This window comes from Roseibium aggregatum IAM 12614 (assembly GCF_000168975.1).
Classification (GTDB): Bacteria; Pseudomonadota; Alphaproteobacteria; order Rhizobiales; family Stappiaceae; genus Roseibium; species Roseibium aggregatum.
Window position 1 is genome coordinate 17,498 of record NZ_AAUW01000013.1, and the last position, 15,405, is coordinate 32,902.

18 protein-coding genes are annotated in these 15,405 nt (G+C 60.5%); 13 read left to right on the plus strand and 5 right to left on the minus strand.

Annotated features, from left to right (window positions below; genetic code table 11):
- Positions 1-12: 12 nt before the first annotated feature.
- A complete protein-coding gene (locus SIAM614_RS32055) occupies positions 13-375 on the plus strand; it encodes a ParB/Srx family N-terminal domain-containing protein (protein WP_157139929.1) in 363 nt (120 codons plus the stop codon).
- 351 nt (positions 376-726) lie between these two features.
- Here the strand turns inward: SIAM614_RS32055 and SIAM614_RS32060 are convergent, their stop codons facing one another.
- A complete protein-coding gene (locus SIAM614_RS32060) occupies positions 727-873 on the minus strand; it encodes a hypothetical protein (protein WP_006936611.1) in 147 nt (48 codons plus the stop codon).
- Positions 874-1,207: 334 nt separating this feature from the next.
- Complete coding sequence (locus tag SIAM614_RS17695; protein WP_006936612.1) at positions 1,208-1,939, minus strand: FadR/GntR family transcriptional regulator; 732 nt, start codon at positions 1,937-1,939, stop codon at positions 1,208-1,210.
- Between the two features lie 171 nt (positions 1,940-2,110).
- Here SIAM614_RS17695 and SIAM614_RS17700 point away from each other — a divergent pair, with 171 nt between their 5' ends.
- From SIAM614_RS17700 to acuI, 3 genes are read left to right on the plus strand one after another with little or no spacing between them, the layout of a single operon-like run.
- On the plus strand, positions 2,111-2,893 hold the full coding sequence (locus SIAM614_RS17700) for a DUF2182 domain-containing protein (protein ID WP_040440565.1): 783 nt from the start codon (positions 2,111-2,113) through the stop codon (positions 2,891-2,893).
- Between the two features lie 10 nt (positions 2,894-2,903).
- Complete coding sequence (locus SIAM614_RS17705; protein WP_006936615.1) at positions 2,904-3,530, plus strand: DUF1326 domain-containing protein; 627 nt, start codon at positions 2,904-2,906, stop codon at positions 3,528-3,530.
- A 25-nt stretch (positions 3,531-3,555) separates the two neighbouring features.
- Positions 3,556-4,548, plus strand: a complete 993-nt coding sequence (acuI, locus tag SIAM614_RS17710; RefSeq protein WP_040440544.1) for an acryloyl-CoA reductase — start codon at positions 3,556-3,558, stop codon at positions 4,546-4,548.
- 145 nt (positions 4,549-4,693) lie between these two features.
- Here the strand turns inward: acuI and SIAM614_RS17715 are convergent, their stop codons facing one another.
- On the minus strand, positions 4,694-5,599 hold the full coding sequence (locus SIAM614_RS17715; RefSeq protein ID WP_006936617.1) for a LysR family transcriptional regulator: 906 nt from the start codon (positions 5,597-5,599) through the stop codon (positions 4,694-4,696).
- A 99-nt stretch (positions 5,600-5,698) separates the two neighbouring features.
- Between SIAM614_RS17715 and SIAM614_RS17720 the strand changes: the two genes are divergently transcribed.
- The 8 genes from SIAM614_RS17720 (at position 5,699) to SIAM614_RS17760 (ending at position 11,704) form a co-directional block, all read left to right on the plus strand.
- Positions 5,699-6,313 (plus strand): FMN-dependent NADH-azoreductase, encoded by a 615-nt coding sequence (locus SIAM614_RS17720; protein WP_157139930.1) that lies wholly within the window; start codon positions 5,699-5,701, stop codon positions 6,311-6,313.
- Between the two features lie 284 nt (positions 6,314-6,597).
- Positions 6,598-6,795, plus strand: coding sequence for a 50S ribosomal protein L35 (gene rpmI / locus SIAM614_RS17730; RefSeq protein WP_006936619.1), 198 nt, complete (start codon positions 6,598-6,600; stop codon positions 6,793-6,795).
- 26 nt (positions 6,796-6,821) lie between these two features.
- Complete coding sequence (rplT, locus tag SIAM614_RS17735; RefSeq protein ID WP_006936626.1) at positions 6,822-7,181, plus strand: 50S ribosomal protein L20; 360 nt, start codon at positions 6,822-6,824, stop codon at positions 7,179-7,181.
- A gap of 213 nt (positions 7,182-7,394) precedes the next feature.
- The gene (locus SIAM614_RS17740) at positions 7,395-8,825 is read left to right on the plus strand and encodes an alanine/glycine:cation symporter family protein (protein ID WP_006936636.1); all 1,431 of its coding nucleotides are present in this window, start codon (positions 7,395-7,397) and stop codon (positions 8,823-8,825) included.
- A gap of 112 nt (positions 8,826-8,937) precedes the next feature.
- Positions 8,938-9,465: an MAPEG family protein gene (locus tag SIAM614_RS17745; protein WP_040440546.1), complete on the plus strand. Its 528-nt coding sequence runs from the start codon at positions 8,938-8,940 to the stop codon at positions 9,463-9,465.
- A 19-nt stretch (positions 9,466-9,484) separates the two neighbouring features.
- Positions 9,485-10,141 carry a 3'-5' exonuclease gene (locus SIAM614_RS17750; protein WP_006936638.1) on the plus strand — a complete coding sequence of 219 codons (657 nt, stop codon included), beginning with the start codon at positions 9,485-9,487 and terminating at the stop codon, positions 10,139-10,141.
- 323 nt (positions 10,142-10,464) lie between these two features.
- Positions 10,465-10,737, plus strand: coding sequence for a hypothetical protein (locus SIAM614_RS17755; protein WP_006936639.1), 273 nt, complete (start codon positions 10,465-10,467; stop codon positions 10,735-10,737).
- A gap of 646 nt (positions 10,738-11,383) precedes the next feature.
- Positions 11,384-11,704: a hypothetical protein gene (locus tag SIAM614_RS17760; RefSeq protein ID WP_157139931.1), complete on the plus strand. Its 321-nt coding sequence runs from the start codon at positions 11,384-11,386 to the stop codon at positions 11,702-11,704.
- Positions 11,705-11,720: 16 nt separating this feature from the next.
- On the opposite strand, the gene SIAM614_RS17765 is transcribed toward SIAM614_RS17760, so the two are convergent.
- The gene (locus SIAM614_RS17765) at positions 11,721-13,106 is read right to left on the minus strand and encodes a multicopper oxidase family protein (RefSeq protein WP_006936641.1); all 1,386 of its coding nucleotides are present in this window, start codon (positions 13,104-13,106) and stop codon (positions 11,721-11,723) included.
- A gap of 107 nt (positions 13,107-13,213) precedes the next feature.
- On the minus strand, positions 13,214-14,809 hold the full coding sequence (gene ggt, locus SIAM614_RS17770) for a gamma-glutamyltransferase (protein ID WP_006936643.1): 1,596 nt from the start codon (positions 14,807-14,809) through the stop codon (positions 13,214-13,216).
- A 134-nt stretch (positions 14,810-14,943) separates the two neighbouring features.
- Here ggt and SIAM614_RS17775 point away from each other — a divergent pair, with 134 nt between their 5' ends.
- Positions 14,944-15,375 (plus strand): GlcG/HbpS family heme-binding protein, encoded by a 432-nt coding sequence (locus SIAM614_RS17775; protein ID WP_006936646.1) that lies wholly within the window; start codon positions 14,944-14,946, stop codon positions 15,373-15,375.
- The last annotated feature ends 30 nt before the right edge of the window (positions 15,376-15,405 follow it).

Below are 15,405 nucleotides of genomic sequence, written 5' to 3' on the forward strand. Positions count from 1 at the left end.
CAGAGGGCTGATATGAGACATATTAAGATTCTAAAGGAAGATGGCTCAATCGAGCTACAAGCGTTATCAGATGAAATCAACAAGGCTGCCAGTCAACTAAAATACTCTCCAAGTCAATACTTTAAGAATCTAGCAAGTAGTGTTGCAATTAAGACGTCCGCGCTTATTCAAAGCCGAGCTAGAGCAAAGGGAATAGAGAACGCCGTATTATTGATGGCAGCTGCATATGCCGGAACACAAAGTAAAAGATCACCCATCTCTGTACGTCCTTTTGATGAAGGAAATTTTTTAGTAGTTGATGGAAACTCAACAACATCAATTGCAATAGCAGCAGGATGGCCAGATATACCTTGTATAATTTTAGAAAGTACTTGAAACAATATTTGTGAGACTATCTCCGAAACAGCGAATACATTAAATGAAATCTTAAAACCACAAAGAAAATATATTTGTATTTTTTTATATATTATTTGTGCTTTGAATCTAAGGCTCTGTATATGGTCTTAGCGCACAGCGCTCTCATAATCTATGCTTTGAAAGACAACTCCGACTTAGGGGTCACCAGTTTCCAAACAAAGTCATCATGTGAGACGAGGCACGGCCGAGCTAAGATCGCTCAAGGCCGGATATAAGGCTGCGCGCAGGGTATGCAGCCGAAGCAAGTTGCATAAAACAAGTCTGGGCGCGCAGGCAAAAGGCGCCTGCGCCGGCAATGTGTCGGTGGCCTTACGGCGTGACCGGTGTGTGCAGCGTCGTGACCGGAACGCCGGAGGCGACGGAACTGTCGGTCAGGGCGTGGCTCGGGTTGGTGGCCTTTGTGGCGGCGACGCCGGCGAGGATCATGGCGACGATGGCGATGCTCCAGAATTTCATGGCACTTCTCCCTCAAGTGAAGACCGCCCCTGCCAATGCAGATGCGGCTTCTGTTCGGATCTCTGCACCGGGCCAGATGGGACAGGGTGCACAAAAGCCGAGCTTTTCGAAGAGCGGTGGATCCGGCGACTGTCTCGGCAGACGCGGGAGGAAAATCCGCCACGATTCGAACTTCGACTTTCGTCTATATTATACTTTAGGATGAGATCAGGCAATGCCGTAGAGTTACCTATGCCTTAATGCGCTGACAAACCGGAGTTTTCGGCCCGTTTTCCACCCGAAACAGCCCTTCCGAGTCGCTCCGGAAAGAACAGATAAGGCGTGAGAGGCGGCGCTAGGCGCTGCGCGGCTTGCGCCTTTGCGCTGCCAGTTCCCGCGTATAGGCCGACAGGGCGTCCAGATGCTGCGCGGCCCCGGCGCTGTCCCGCGCTGCCAGCGCATCGGCCAGGGCCTGATGCAGGTCGGCGATCCGCTCGCGGTCGCGCAGACGGTAGACCAGCATGTTCATCAGCGGCTGCATGGCTTCGAAAGCGGCCGACAACTGGAAAATCAGGATCGGGTTGTCCGTTGCCCTTGCTATCGCCGAATGAAACGCAACATCCGACGCGCAGAAATCCTCGTCGCTCGTATCCCGGTCTCTCTGCCGGGAAATCTCGCGGGCAAGCTCGGCAAGCTGTTCGTCGGTGCGTTTTTCCACCGCCAGCGGCAGGGCGGCAGCTTCCAGCGCGAAGCGGGCCTCGATGGCATCTTCCAGCGGAATGTCATTCATGCCGATCAGAAGGCGCGTGGTCGTCATCAGGTTGTCCTGCGCCTCGGCCCAGGTCATCCGATTGACGAAAGCCCCGCCGGAAGACCCACGCTCGCTGCGGATCAGGTTCTGGGCGGCAAGCCGTTTCAGCGCCTCGCGCACCGTAGAGCGTGACACGCCGAAGCGTTCCGCCAGGTCTGCTTCGCTTGGCAGGCGCTCCTCGCCGGCAAGCCGGCCTTCCAGAATGGCATTGCGGATGGCATTGGCGATCTGGACCGAAAGGCCCTCTTTTTGAATCGTGTTGAATTCAATCGCCAACAGAACCTCCGCATTTTCGCCTGAACCCCGCCAAACCTAAAGAGGCTGCCCGGCACGGTCAAACAAATTGTTTAAATGTCTGACAATTAAATGTTTGACTTTTGTGAACCTCCCCCGCAGCCTAGGCAAAAATCAAACCGGGAGGATCGGGTGGACACCGTGGCACGGCTCATGCCTGGCAGCAGAATGCTCTGGCTGACCTTTTACGCCGCCATCCTGGCGGCCTGGGCCGTGCTGTTCGCCATGCAGGCAGACGGCTTGCGGGAAACGGCAGGCTGGCAGCTTGCTGGACAGCCGCTGGAGGCGTTCCTGTCGCTGTGCTCGGCAACGGCCGCAAATGCCGGCTTCGGGGCCGCCGTCCTGATGTGGGCCCTGATGGCCCTGGCGATGATGGCGCCAACGGCCTTTCCCGCCTTTCGCACTTATGCGCAACTGACGCAGACGGCCGCTGCCGGCAGCCTGCCGCTGGCCGCACTGGTGGGCGGCTATCTGGCTGTCTGGCTCGGCTTTTCGGGTCTGGCCGGGTCTCTGCAGGTCTGGCTGGCGGGGCAGACCCTGCTCGATCCATTCGGCAAATCCGTGTCCAATTCCTTGAACGCGGCCCTGCTACTGCTGGCGGGGACTTACCAGTTCAGCCGGCTCAAGCAGGCCTGCCTCAGTTCCTGCCGGAACCCGCTGACCTTCTTCTTCAGCCATTGGCAGCCGGGGGCCCGGGGCGGGCTTTCGCTTGGCCTCAGGCTTGGTGCTGTCTGCCTTGGCTGCTGCTGGGCCTTGATGCTGCTTGCCTTTGTTGCCGGCACCATGAACCTCGCCTTCATGGGGCTCGCCATGGTGCTGATGACGCTGGAAAAACTTCCCGACATCGGTGCGAAACTAACCGCACCACTCGGCGTTTTCCTCATTCTGGCCGGACTGGTTGTTCTGGTTCTGCCGCTATTGCCAATAACCATATAGGGAGAAAACCATGACCGGCTGGTCCATCCGCGGGGAGCTGATCCTCAATTGCAACTGCACCGTCTTCTGCCCCTGCGTGGTGTCGCTCGGCAAACACCCGCCCACCGAGGGTTACTGCCAGGCCTGGGCGGGCGTGCGCATTGACGAAGGCCACTATGAAGGCGAGGACCTCTCCGGGCTCAATGTCGGCCTGGTTCTGGAAATTCCCGGCCTGATGGCCCGCGGCAACTGGAAGGCGGCCGCCTATATCGACGAGCGCGCCAGCGAAGCGGCCTATGACGGGTTGATCAAGATCTTCTCCGGCCAGGCCAAGGGCACCACCGGCCTGTTCCGGGTTCTGGTCAGCGAGTTTCTGGGCGCCGAACGCGCTCCGGTCTCCTACACCAACGAAGGCAAGAAACGCCGTCTAATCGTCGGCAAGGCGATCAAGGGCGAGGTGGAGCCGGTACGCGGCGCCAATCCGGACGAGGATATCGTCGTCAGGAACACCGAATACTGGATGGGATCGGACATAACGGTCGCCACCGCCAACCAGGGGCGCGTGCGCGCTTATGGCCGGGTCTGGGATTTTGACGGCAGAAGTGCTGAAATCTGCCAGATCGACTGGTCCGGCCCGGCCGCGGAAGCCGCTGCCTGAAACCGCAGAGAAAAGGGAACAGCTCATGACCTTCAAGGCACTGATTGTCGACAAGGACGAAGACGGCAAAACCCACGCCTCGATTGAGAACATCGACGTAAGCCGGCTGCCGGAAGCCGATGTCACCGTTGCCGTGGAATATTCCACGCTCAACTACAAGGACGGCCTGTGCCTTGGCCCGGGGGGCGGCCTGGTCAGAAACTATCCGCATGTGCCCGGCATCGACTTTGCCGGCACGGTCGAGGAAAGCTCCGACGACTGGTACAAACCGGGCGACAAGGTGGTGCTGACCGGTTGGCGCGTGGGCGAAGCCTGGTGGGGCGGCTATGCCCAGAAGGCACGGGTCAAGGGCGAGTGGCTGGTGCCCCTGCCCGAAGGTCTGACCACGCGCAACGCCATGGCCATCGGCACGGCAGGCTTCACCGCCATGCTTGCCGTCATGGCGCTGGAGGAGCACGGGCTGAAGCCGGAAAACGGTCCTGTGCTGGTCACGGGCGCAGCAGGTGGCGTCGGGTCTGTGGCAACCGCCATTCTGGCCAATCTGGGATATGAGGTTGCCGCTGTCACCGGACGGGAAAGCACCTGGGATTATTTGAAGTCCCTTGGCGCGGCCCGTGTGGTGCCGCGCGACGATGTTGCCGAAACGATCAAGCGTCCGCTGGAAAGCGAAACATGGGCCGGCTGTGTCGATGCTGTCGGCGGCCCGATGCTTGCCCGGGTTCTCGGGCAGATGAAATACGGCGCCTCCGTTGCTGCCGTCGGCCTTGCGGGCGGCGCCAACCTGCCGGCAACGGTCATCCCGTTCCTGCTGCGCGGTGTCAATCTGCTGGGCATCGACAGCGTCATGAAGCCGTACGGTGGCCGCCCGAAAGCCTGGGAACGGCTGGCAAAGGACCTGCCAATGGACAAGCTGGAAGCGATGATCCAACCGGCAACGCTTGAAGATCTGCCGGCGCTTGGCGCCGATATTCTGAAAGGCCAGGTCAAAGGCCGCGTTGTCGTCGACGTAAACGCCTGACACGGCGTCTTGCCCGGGTGGACAGCATGCCTGCCCGGGCAAAGCTCTTCAGATCGTCTGCCAGGAGCCCCTCAGGCCGCCACTGCTTTTTCCTGCGCCAGCATGAAATCTCGATAGCGAAATGGCTTGGCCTTTGTGCAAGCACTCAGGCTCCGGAGCGCCCAAACTCCGCTTTCAGGAAATCGATCATCACCCGCACCTTGAGCGGCAGATAGGCCCGACTTGGATAGAGGATCCAGGCGGCGGTCTCGAAATTGGCTGGTGCGCAGGCGTAGGCGGGAAAGAGGTCGACCAGCTTGCCCTCCTTCAGATCATTGCCAATCAGCCAGTCGGCCAGCAAGGCCGGGCCAAGCCCGAGCCTGGCAGCTTCACGCAGCGCAAGTGCGCTTGCGATTGTCGTTCTGCCGGACACGTCCACATCGAAGGGCGCGTCGTCCCCCAGCCTGAACCGCCAGGCGTTGCGAAAATCCGGGAGGGCAAAACACAGGCAATTGCGCACTGACAGATCGCCGGGCGCTTCCGGGTGACCTTCCCCGGATAGATAGCCGGGCGACGCGACCACCCGGTAGCGGGTTTGCAGCAGCTTCGTGGAAATGAGATCGCCCTTTGGCGCCGCCGCCAGACGAATTGCAAGGTCCAGGCCTTCGGCCAGAAGATCAAGATTGCTGTCGGAGGGAAAAAGCTCGATCGAGATATCCGGATAAAGCTCCTGAAATTTCGGCAGAAGCGGCACGATCCCCTCCAGCACAAAGGCGACCGACGCCGTCATGCGCAAGATCCCGCGTGGCTGCCGGCTTCTGGCGGCGATATCCTCGTTCGCGGCCTCGATTTCCTCGACAAGGGGTGCAACCCGCTGCAGATAGGCTTCTCCCGCCTCTGTCAGCGACAGTTTGCGCGTGCTGCGCTGGAAAAGCCGCTGGCCGAGCTCCCGTTCGACCGAAGACACGGTGCGGGAAACATTCGAGGCATCGAGATCCAGCGCCCGCGCGGCGGCCGCCAGGCTGCCGAGGTCGCGAACGAGCAGGATTGTCTTGAGTGCTTGCAGGTCCATTCATGCAGAATAAGCATGAATATCCTGCAAGCCACAGTATTTTTCGCGCACAATCGCAGAAATAGCCTGCGGACCTCATCCAAATCCGGAGATACCCGCATGACACTGCTTCTGCGCATCAATTCCAGCTCCCGCCAGACCGGCTCGCATTCCACCGCCATTGCCGATCATTTCGAGGAAAGCTACCGCCGCAAACACCCCGATTGCCGCGTCATCACGCGCAATGTTGCCGACGGCTCCATCCCGATCATCAGCCAAAGGACCATCGAAGGCTTCTATACCGAGCCCCAATGCATGACGGCGGACCTGAAGCAGGCAACGGCGCTCTCCGATGCGTTGATCGCAGAACTCCAGGAAGCCGACACCCTGCTGATTGCCGCACCGATCTACAATTTCTCGGTTCCGGCGGCCCTCAAGGCCTGGATCGACCAGATCGTTCGCGTCGGACACACGTTTTCCTATGACGGCACCAGTTTTCAGGGCCTTGCAAGAACCCCGCGCGCCGTGGTGATCTCCGCCTATGGCGCTGAAGGCTATCTCGATGGCGAGCCCTTTGCCGCCGCCAATTTCGTGCAGCCTTACCTCAAGTTCCTGTTGTCGTTCCTGGGCGTTGAAGATATCCGCTTCATCGCCGTTCAGGGCACTATTGCCGATCCTGAAAAGGTCTCGGCCAGTCTTCAGGCCGCCCGGCAGGCGTGCGACCTGGCCGCCTGATCCGCCTTGCGCTCCCGCAACTCATCTCCGCGGCGTCTCAATTGGTCGCGGAGATCGCCCGCCAAAACGCGGCTCAAACCGCTAAAAAGGCGCGGAAACCGGTTGCATTCGGGGGAAAGCTCCCATATAAGCGCCCGGTCCAGAGTCGTCCGGCTCGTCGTGGACTGGATTTCTGTGTTCTTGCGCAGACCGTTTTCGACAACCAAGGGCATGCCGTGTCGGCTCTGAATGCACCAACAAAAGAGTATCCGTTCTGAACGGATGCACCAAGGAAAGGATGCAAAATGCCCAAGCTGAAGACGAAGTCCGGCGCCAAGAAGCGCTTCAAATTGACTGCGACCGGCAAGGTGAAGGCCGCGCAGGCCGGCAAGCGCCATGGCATGATCAAGCGCACGAACAAGTTCATCCGCGACGCCCGTGGTACCACCACGCTGAGCGACCAGGATGCAAAGATCGTGAAGCAGTTCCTGCCCTACGCGTAAAGCCAGCCCCGAAGGAGATCACCTAAATGTCACGCGTCAAACGGGGCGTTACCGCCCACGCTCGTCACAAGAAAGTTCTTAAGGCCGCAAAAGGTTATTACGGCCGCCGCAAGAACACCATCCGCGTTGCGAAGCAGGCTGTCGAAAAGGCAGCTCAATACGCTTACCGCGACCGCAAGGCCAAGAAGCGCAACTTCCGTTCGCTCTGGATCCAGCGCATCAACGCGGCAACCCGCCAGCACGGCATGACCTATGGCCGCTTCATCGACGGTCTGAACAAGGCCGGCATCGAAGTCGACCGCAAGGTTCTGTCCGATCTCGCCATCAACCAGCCGGATGCCTTCAAGGCCCTGGTTGATCAGGCACAGGGCGCTCTGGCCGCTTAAGGCAGAGGTCCCGATCCGATCTGAAAAACGCGGTTCTTTCGAGCCGCGTTTTTTGTTTGCCGGCAGCAAACAGGCGAAGCTGGCAATTCAGAGCTGCAAAATCAGGCCTTTCTCTTTTTTATTGCAAACGCCGGAACTTGAAGCCTACCCTTTCCCTTCCGGCAGAGCTGCCCTTTCGTCAGCCTTGCGGAACAAAAAAGGAGGGTTGGTTCCATGCAGTTTGTCGAGGCGTTCTTCGCCCTTATCGGCGACCTGACATGGGGGTGGGCACTTATCCCATTTCTCGTTGTCATTGGCGTCTTTTTCACGGTCGTTACCGGTTTCGTGCAACTCCGTTTCTTCTTGCGGATGTTCCGGGTTCTGTCTTCCAAGAACCAGTCCGGCGACCCCAACGCGATCTCTGCCCGCGAAGCACTGCTTCTGTCTGTCGGCGGCCGGGTGGGCGGCGGCAACATTGCCGGGGTTGCGGTAGCCATCACCCTTGGCGGGCCAGGGGCGGTCTTCTGGATGTGGGCCGTTGCTCTGGTTGGCATGGCGACCAGCCTGATCGAATGTTCTCTCGCCCAGCTTTACAAGCGCTCCACCGGTGACGGCACCTATCGCGGCGGACCGGCCCGCACCATCATTCACGGCCTTGGCGCGGACTACCGCTGGCTCGCGGTGCTCTACGCCCTCTGCCTGATGGCCTCCTTTGCGTTCGGCTTCAACGCCTTTCAGGGCAACACGGTGGCAGGCGCGGCGGAAGAAAGCCTCGGCATCGGCCGTCTTTGGACCGGCATCGGCCTGACGCTGCTGACCGGCCTGATCGTCTTCGGCGGCATTCACCGCATTGCCAAGGCAGCGGATATCATCGTGCCGATCATGGCCGTCGGTTATATCGGCATGGCGCTGCTGGTCATCCTGCTCAACATCACCGAAGTGCCGGCTGTCATCTCGACAATCGTCATGAACGCCTTCGGGCTGGAAGAAGTGGTTGGCGGGGGCATGGGCGCTGCGCTTGCGCAAGGGCTGCGGCGCGGGCTCTTCTCCAACGAGGCCGGCCTCGGCTCGGCGCCCAACGTGGCTGCGACGGCGGAAGTCCGCCATCCGATCAGCCAGGGCATCACCCAGTCGTTCTCGGTCTTCATCGATACGATGATCATCTGCACCTGCACGGCGCTGATCATCCTGCTTGGCGATGTCTATGTGCCGGGTGCTGAAGGCGTTGACGGCGTGGTTCTGACCCAGCAGTCGCTTGCCTCCCACCTTGGGGACTGGACGAGCTATTTCCTCACCGGCGCGGTGCTTCTCTTCGCCTTCAGCTCCATCATCTACAACTACTACCTCGGCGAGAATGCGCTCAGCTCGATGACATCCAGCACCATGGCCCTGCAGGTTCTCAGGGTTGCCGTCATGGGTGTCGTGTTCCTGGGGGCGACGGCGCCGAATGCAACCTCGGTGTTCTTCTTCTCCGACCCGCTGATGGGTGTTCTGGCCGTGGTCAACCTGCTGGCGCTGATGATGCTGTTCCCGACGGCCAAGCGGATCCTGGACGACTTCAAGAGCCAGCTCCGTGAAGGCATCGCCCGGCCCGTATTGAACCCGGACAAGTTCGCGGATCTCGATATCGACCGCAGCGCCTGGACCGGCAAGGCACCGGACTGACAGGCAAGGGAAATAATCCATCGGGAAGCGCGGCCGGCCGCCGGCCGCGCTTTCCTTTTGCAGCCGGGTGTGGTCCCCTGCCTGTGTCGGCACAGCATCTGAAGGCATCAGGATGCCCCTTACAGCGAAACAACAGGGTGTCAGGAAAGGCATGATCGCGGCGGTGATCGTCGCGGCCACCGGTCTTGGCCTCGGCGCTTTTCAGTATCCGCAGGACTGGCTGCCGGACGGCTCGCCACAGGCCCGCTTTACGCTGGTCGCCCAGTGCCTGCTTGCCAGCGCGTTCTGGCTGCTGATGTCCATCGGCCTTCTGGCACGGCATCGCTTTTTCACCCCTGAGGATATCGACGGCAGCGGGCTGACGTCTGGAACCGCCAAGGCCAGGGTGCTGCAGGCCGTGCTCCAGAACACGCTGGAACAAACCGCGCTGGCCGCCCTGACCTATCTCGCCTTCGCGGCGCTGGCGCCAGCCGGGTATCTCGGTGCCTTGCCTGCCGCCGCTCTCCTGTTCTGGTGCGGACGTGCGCTGTTCTGGCACGGCTATGCTCAGGGGGCCGCAGCCAGATCTTTCGGTTTCGCGCTTACGTTCTACTCAACGGTTCTGCTGTTTGTTGCCGCCCTGTATTTTTCCTTCGTTTGACCCATCGGATCCTTTTTGCATGCATCACGTGATCATTTACGACTGCGAATATCTGACCGCGCCCGGCGCCATGCGCCGGCAATGGTGCGGCCCGCTGGATCCGGATCCGAATGTCGCCCAGATCGGGGCGGTGAAACTTTCTCTGCAGGGCGGATATGACATTCTGGATACCTTCAACGTCCTGATCAAACCGCGGGACAGGTTCGGTGCGCATCCGAATGTGGATCCGTTCTTTACGGAACTGACCGGCATAACCCAGGCGGACATCGACCGCGAAGGCATTGCCCACGTCGACGCACTGGAAAGATTCGCGGATTTCTCAGAGGGGGCGAATTTCTGGTCCTGGGGCAAGGACGAACTCACCCTTCTGGCGATCAGCTCCTATATCGAAGGCCTGACACCGCCAATCCCCGCCCACCGCTTCGGCAATGCCATCGGGCTTATCTTGAATGCAGGCATCCCCCTTGCGGATATGGGCCAAATGACGAGCGGGCGTCTGGCGGAATATTTCGGCCTAGGCACACCGGACGGCCGGCAGCACGACGCTCTCGACGATGCCATGTCGGTTGCCGTGAGCCTGCAGCATCTTCTGAAGACCGAAAAACTGACGGCCGAAGACTTCTCTCTGCCACTCGCGGTCCGGCTGCCAGAGCTGTCGGAACATCGTTCAGGCTGAGTCTTCCGCCCCCAATAGACCCGATTCCCCTTGCCTTCAGGAAGGGAGCCCGGCTGCAACAGGCTGTCCGCGGTTACCACCGCTATCCCCGTTTCTCACCGAGAAGTGTCCGGTTTTGCGTCACTTCGTTAACGATTATTAATACGAAACGGCTGTTTTCTGCGGACAAAAAGTTAACAAGAGGTTAACGTGGCACGGTGATTGCGACGTTTCAGGTGAGGCCGCCCAGGGCGTGCCATTCTGAAACAAAGAGGCGTTAAATCGTGCGAGTTAACCCGGTTTCTTCTGCAGGTCGTGCCAAAGTGAGGCGCAAGCGTCCCTCCGTGGGAGAGACGGAATCCGAGCGTCAGGCAACTTTCGCCGCGTATCTTCCCGTTCCCGTGGAACCGGAGCTTGAGCGTGAACAGATTGCCTTCAGCGCGCGCTACCGTCCGAACTCGATCTTTCTCGCCCATCTGATCGCGACCCGCGATGGAGAGCCTCAGACAAGGTTCCGCAGGCAGACTGAACCTCTGACCGGCATCAACTCCTACCGCGCCACAGCCGCCCTGCCGCGCCAGCGGCCGGCCGGCCGGCTGCTCAAGACCGAGCGCTAGGCCAACCGTCTTACAGTTCCAGAAGTACCACTGGAGACCTTCAGCCCGGGGCATTGCTCCGGGCATTTTTTGGGTTCAGCACCGAACGCTCAAGGTGGGTGCGAGTTGCCTTCCGGCTTGCCTCCTGCCCACCAACCTCATCCTGAGTGTCTGACCCGAAAGTGGTGCCCGGGGAGACTGCCTCAACCACATTTGTCATTCCCGCGAAAGCGGGAAACCAGGACTCCGTGAGGTAAGTATTGAGCCCTTAAAGCAAACTCATGAGGTTACTGGGTCCCCGCTTTCGCGGGGATGACAACTGAGAAGGGCGCAAGTACGTGACAGATACCGTGACAATTGCGTCCTTTGACACTTTCGAGTCCGACTTTGTGGAAGCGCGCAGCGCAGTCCCAGGATGAGGCGAAGGAGGCTTATCAGAGGGAACTGCAGACACCTGGGATTGAAGCACCATTCAAAATGACGTCAGCCCGGAACAAACTCGGCAGACAACCGTTACTCCCTTACGGAAACCGGCAAACGCCTTACCCGACAAAGCGTGATGCACGTCACGTTTATCTGTTGCCGGACACCCTATATTGAAAGACAGATCCGGACTCCCCGGACCTCCGAAAGACTGGCCACGGACTGGCCCACGCCGGAGACTGAAATGCAAGTAAGACCCGTATCCGCCATCCATCCCATGCGCATCCGGCAGAAGCCGGTGACCGCACCCACTGAAAGAACCGGCTTCGGTTCCGCCTCAAACGGTCTGTTCAGTGGTCTGGATGCCGTTCCCGCGCATATTGCTGCGCACGCTTCGAGGCGCGATGCCTATCACGGCGCTCATGCCGAATATGCCACTCAGCTTCTGGCCGGCGATGGCCCTGATGAGGAAACCTGGCTGGAGCGCCGGCTGCACGTCGCGCAATATGCGTCCGCCGCCGACGATGGCGACGAACGCTCCTTCACCATATCCCTGTCTGCCTGATCGGCCACAAATCGGCTCAGGCTTCGACGCGCAGAAAACCGGCCAGGCCGGTTTTCTGGTGTTCGATCACATGGCAGTGAAACGCCCAGTCGCCTGGATTGTCGGCAACCAGGGCTACTTCCATCGTTTCTTCTTCCAGCAGCAGCGCCGTATCCGTCACCAGCGGCGGCAGCTTGCGCTTGTTCGACCGCAGCAGCTGGAACGACATGCCGTGAAGATGGATCGGATGATCGTTCGGCGTCTCGTTTCTGAAGCGCAGAATATACGACTTGCCGTGCCGCAAGGTCGCCAGGGGATCGAACGGCCCCGGCACATCCCCACCCCAGGCAACCCGGTTGATCGACCAGAAGGTATAGCCGAGCGAACCGCAAATGCTTGCCTGCGGCGCGTCCCCACCCGGCGACCAGCCGAACACGAAATCCAGAACCTCGGCATTGGCAAGATCCGCCAGGGGTACGGGGTTGGGTAACAGCGGCTTCAGTTCGCGCAAATCCCTGCCGGCGGACGCGCCTTTCGGCTGGAACGTTGCCAGCACCTTGTCACCATTCGGCTTTTTCAGAACAAGCGTGGCAACCTTATCTTCGCTGTCCGGCACGCGCAGGGCAACGTCCGCGCGCTGGCCAGGCGCAAGCACGATTTCGTCCATCGCCACCGGCTGCGGCAGCGGATTGCTGTCGAGCGCGATCACCAGCGCCTCCGCCCCGGAGATCGTATAGGTGCCAACCCGTGTCAGGTCGGTGACGGCCAGGCGCAGGCGCACGAGGCTGCCCGCGGCAAGTTCATAAACAGGCTCAGGCCGCCAGTTGACCGTCGATACGGTGCCCAGCGTGCCACCGCGTGCGGCATTTCGGGGCTTGTAAAAGGCAATGAACTGGCCGTCGCCACCAAGACGGAAATCGCGAATGTTGAGTGGCAGGTCGCTGTCGAAACCGACGTCTTCCTCGTCCTCCACCACGATGACCCCGGTCAGGCCACGCGCGATCTGTTCCAGCGTGTTGCAATGCGGGTGATACCAGAAGGTGCCCGCGTCCGGCGGCGTGAACTCGTATCGGTAGGAGTTTCCGGCTTCGATGGGATATTGCGTCAGATAGGGCACGCCATCCATGTTGTTGGCGATTCTGAGCCCGTGCCAATGCACCACCGACGCCTCATCAAGTGCGTTGTGAACGTCGATCGTGGTGGTCTGCCCCTTGCGGAAGCGCAGCACGGGGGGCGCTCCACCAGGGCTGAAGCTCATCATGTCCGCGGTCACCGTTTCCGGCAGCAGGGTATGATTGAGATTGGAAAGGGTCAGGCTATGGTCGGCAGCCAGCGCCTGCCTGGCGCCAAGCCCGCCGGCCGCAAACGCGGTCAGCGCTCCGGCGCCGCCAAGCAGGATCTCCCGCCTCGTAAATCCGGGCATTTTGAAAACCTCATATGATTACCGGCGCGTCCAGGCGCACCAAACACCCGCTAGGCGGCAATCACAAGGTTCAAATTGACGCGGCCAGACCGCCTGACGACGCCGGCTCAATAGCCCGCGGCGTGCCCGTCCTTGCGCGGGTCGGACCCGGCCATGAGCAGATGCCGGGCCTTGTTGATCATGATCGCCTGGGATCCGCCAATCGGGCTGTTCGCAGTCACGACGGAGTGGCCAAGGGCACGCAATCCGTCCAGCGTGGACGGTGGCACGAGCCTTTCCGCCTGAAGTTCATGGCGGGCCATGTCGAAGAACATGCGCGGGAAGTCGATGGCTGCCTGAACGTCCATGCCGTAGTCGATGATGTTGGTCAGCACATGCGCATGGCCGCAGGCCTGATAGTGGCCTCCCATCACACCGAAGGACAGGAACGGCGCGCCCTCCTTCAGCACCATCGCCGGGATGATCGTATGCATCGGCCGCTTGCCGCCGTCGATGGAATTGGCGTGCCCGGGCTCCACCCGGAACGACTTGCCCCGGCAATGCAGCAACACGCCGGTTTCCGGAGCAACGATGCCGCTGCCGAAGGAACTGAACAGGGAATTGATGAAGGAGACCGCTAGTCCGTCCTTGTCGACAATCGTCAGGTAGACCGTATCGGTCTGCGGGGCCAGCGCGCTTGTCGGCACGGAGGTCATGCGCTTGGTCAGCGAAACCTGCCCGGCAAGCTGCTCGATATAGTCGGCACCGGTCAGCCGTGTGTGACACACATCCATGTAGCCCGGATCGGTTATGAACTGTTCCCGCACGCCATAGGCCAGGCGCGCCGCTTCCATTTCCAGGTGGAAGCGCTCCGGGCCGAGTGGATCGAGGCTTTCCAGGTCGAACCGTTCCAGAATGCCGAGCATGATCAGGGCGACGATGCCCTGCCCGTTGGGCGGCAGTTCGGCCACCGTATGGCCTCTGTAGTCTCTCAAAACCGGCGATACCGCCGTCGTATGGCAAGCGGCCAGATCGTCATGGGTCATCAGCCCGCCGCGAGACTTCAGCGCACTCACGATGTCATCGGCGATCGGGCCGGAGTAGAAGGCGTCAGCCCCACCCTCGGCAATCGCCGACAGGGTGTCTGCAAGATGCGGATATTTCAGGATGGTGCCGGTTTTCGGCGCTTCGCCCTTGATCAGGTAGCGCGCGGCCGAAAGCTCGTCGGCCCGCAGCTTGTCAACCTCGCCGGCCCAGTCGCTGGCAACGCGCGGGGCAACGGGAAAGCCGTCACGGGCATATTGAATGGCCCGTTTGAACAGGGACTTGAAGCTCTTGGTGCCATGGGCCTTCAGCAGCGTTTCCCAGGCCCGAATGGCGCCGGGAACGGTCACGGCGTGCGGCGAGCCGTCGGTGATCTCTTTCACGCCCAGTTCGGCCAGCTTTTGCGGCTTTGCGGCGCGCGGCGCAGCACCTGAGCCGTTGAACCCCGTCAAGCGGCCGTCCGGCTCCATCACGATGGCAAAACAGTCGCCGCCGATGCCGGTCATATGCGGTTCGACGACACATTGGACGGCAACCGCCGCGATGGCGGCATCGACGGCATTGCCGCCAGCCTGAAGCACTTCCAGAGCCGCACTTGTCGCAAGAGGATGAGAGGTCGCAACCGCCGCTTCCCGCGCAAAAACCGGGGACCGGCCCGGAGCCTGAAAATCACGCTTCACTGAATGTCTCCTGCCCGCACTGTCTTTCTTTCCGAAATGCAGCAATAGCTTCTCGGGATTGCCGCCTATTCGCCAATGCCGTGATCTGTTAGCAAATCGGTATCGCGGCCAGCACCTTAAGGAGAAGAGGGAAAATGCGCAAACTGACATTATCAACGGCAGAAATCATCATTTCCGCCGCTTTTGAAAAGGCAGCCGAGCTGTCTCTCAAGCCGCTTACCGTCGCTGTGCTCGATGCCGGTGGCCATGCAATCCTGCTCAAGCGCCAGGACGGTTCCTCGATCATGCGTCCGCAGATTGCCACGGGCAAAGCCATTGGCGCGCTGGCCGTCGGCACCGGCACCCGATGGCTGAATGCCAACGCAGAATCCCGTCCGCATTTCGTCAATGCGCTGAACGGTGTTTCCGGCGGCGCCATCGTTCCGGTGCCAGGCGGTGTTCTCGTGAAGAACGATGAGGGCGAAACCCTCGGCGCCGTCGGCATTACCGGAGACACCTCCGACAATGACGAAGCCTGCGCGGTCGCCGGTATTGAAGCCGCCAAGCTGGTCGCCGACTGCGGCTAAGAAGGACTTCTCCACGTAACCTCATCCTGA

Coding starts and splice junctions, on each gene's coding strand:
- SIAM614_RS32055 (WP_157139929.1), top strand. CDS start 13: ATGAGACATATTAAGATTCTAAAGGAAGATGGCTCAATCGAGCTACAA.
- SIAM614_RS32060 (WP_006936611.1), bottom strand. CDS start 873: ATGAAATTCTGGAGCATCGCCATCGTCGCCATGATCCTCGCCGGCGTC.
- SIAM614_RS17700 (WP_040440565.1), top strand. CDS start 2,111: ATGCCTGGCAGCAGAATGCTCTGGCTGACCTTTTACGCCGCCATCCTG.
- SIAM614_RS17705 (WP_006936615.1), top strand. CDS start 2,904: ATGACCGGCTGGTCCATCCGCGGGGAGCTGATCCTCAATTGCAACTGC.
- acuI (WP_040440544.1), top strand. CDS start 3,556: ATGACCTTCAAGGCACTGATTGTCGACAAGGACGAAGACGGCAAAACC.
- SIAM614_RS17715 (WP_006936617.1), bottom strand. CDS start 5,599: ATGGACCTGCAAGCACTCAAGACAATCCTGCTCGTTCGCGACCTCGGC.
- SIAM614_RS17720 (WP_157139930.1), top strand. CDS start 5,699: ATGACACTGCTTCTGCGCATCAATTCCAGCTCCCGCCAGACCGGCTCG.
- rpmI (WP_006936619.1), top strand. CDS start 6,598: ATGCCCAAGCTGAAGACGAAGTCCGGCGCCAAGAAGCGCTTCAAATTG.
- rplT (WP_006936626.1), top strand. CDS start 6,822: ATGTCACGCGTCAAACGGGGCGTTACCGCCCACGCTCGTCACAAGAAA.
- SIAM614_RS17740 (WP_006936636.1), top strand. CDS start 7,395: ATGCAGTTTGTCGAGGCGTTCTTCGCCCTTATCGGCGACCTGACATGG.
- SIAM614_RS17745 (WP_040440546.1), top strand. CDS start 8,938: ATGCCCCTTACAGCGAAACAACAGGGTGTCAGGAAAGGCATGATCGCG.
- SIAM614_RS17750 (WP_006936638.1), top strand. CDS start 9,485: ATGCATCACGTGATCATTTACGACTGCGAATATCTGACCGCGCCCGGC.
- SIAM614_RS17760 (WP_157139931.1), top strand. CDS start 11,384: ATGCAAGTAAGACCCGTATCCGCCATCCATCCCATGCGCATCCGGCAG.
- SIAM614_RS17765 (WP_006936641.1), bottom strand. CDS start 13,106: ATGCCCGGATTTACGAGGCGGGAGATCCTGCTTGGCGGCGCCGGAGCG.
- SIAM614_RS17775 (WP_006936646.1), top strand. CDS start 14,944: ATGCGCAAACTGACATTATCAACGGCAGAAATCATCATTTCCGCCGCT.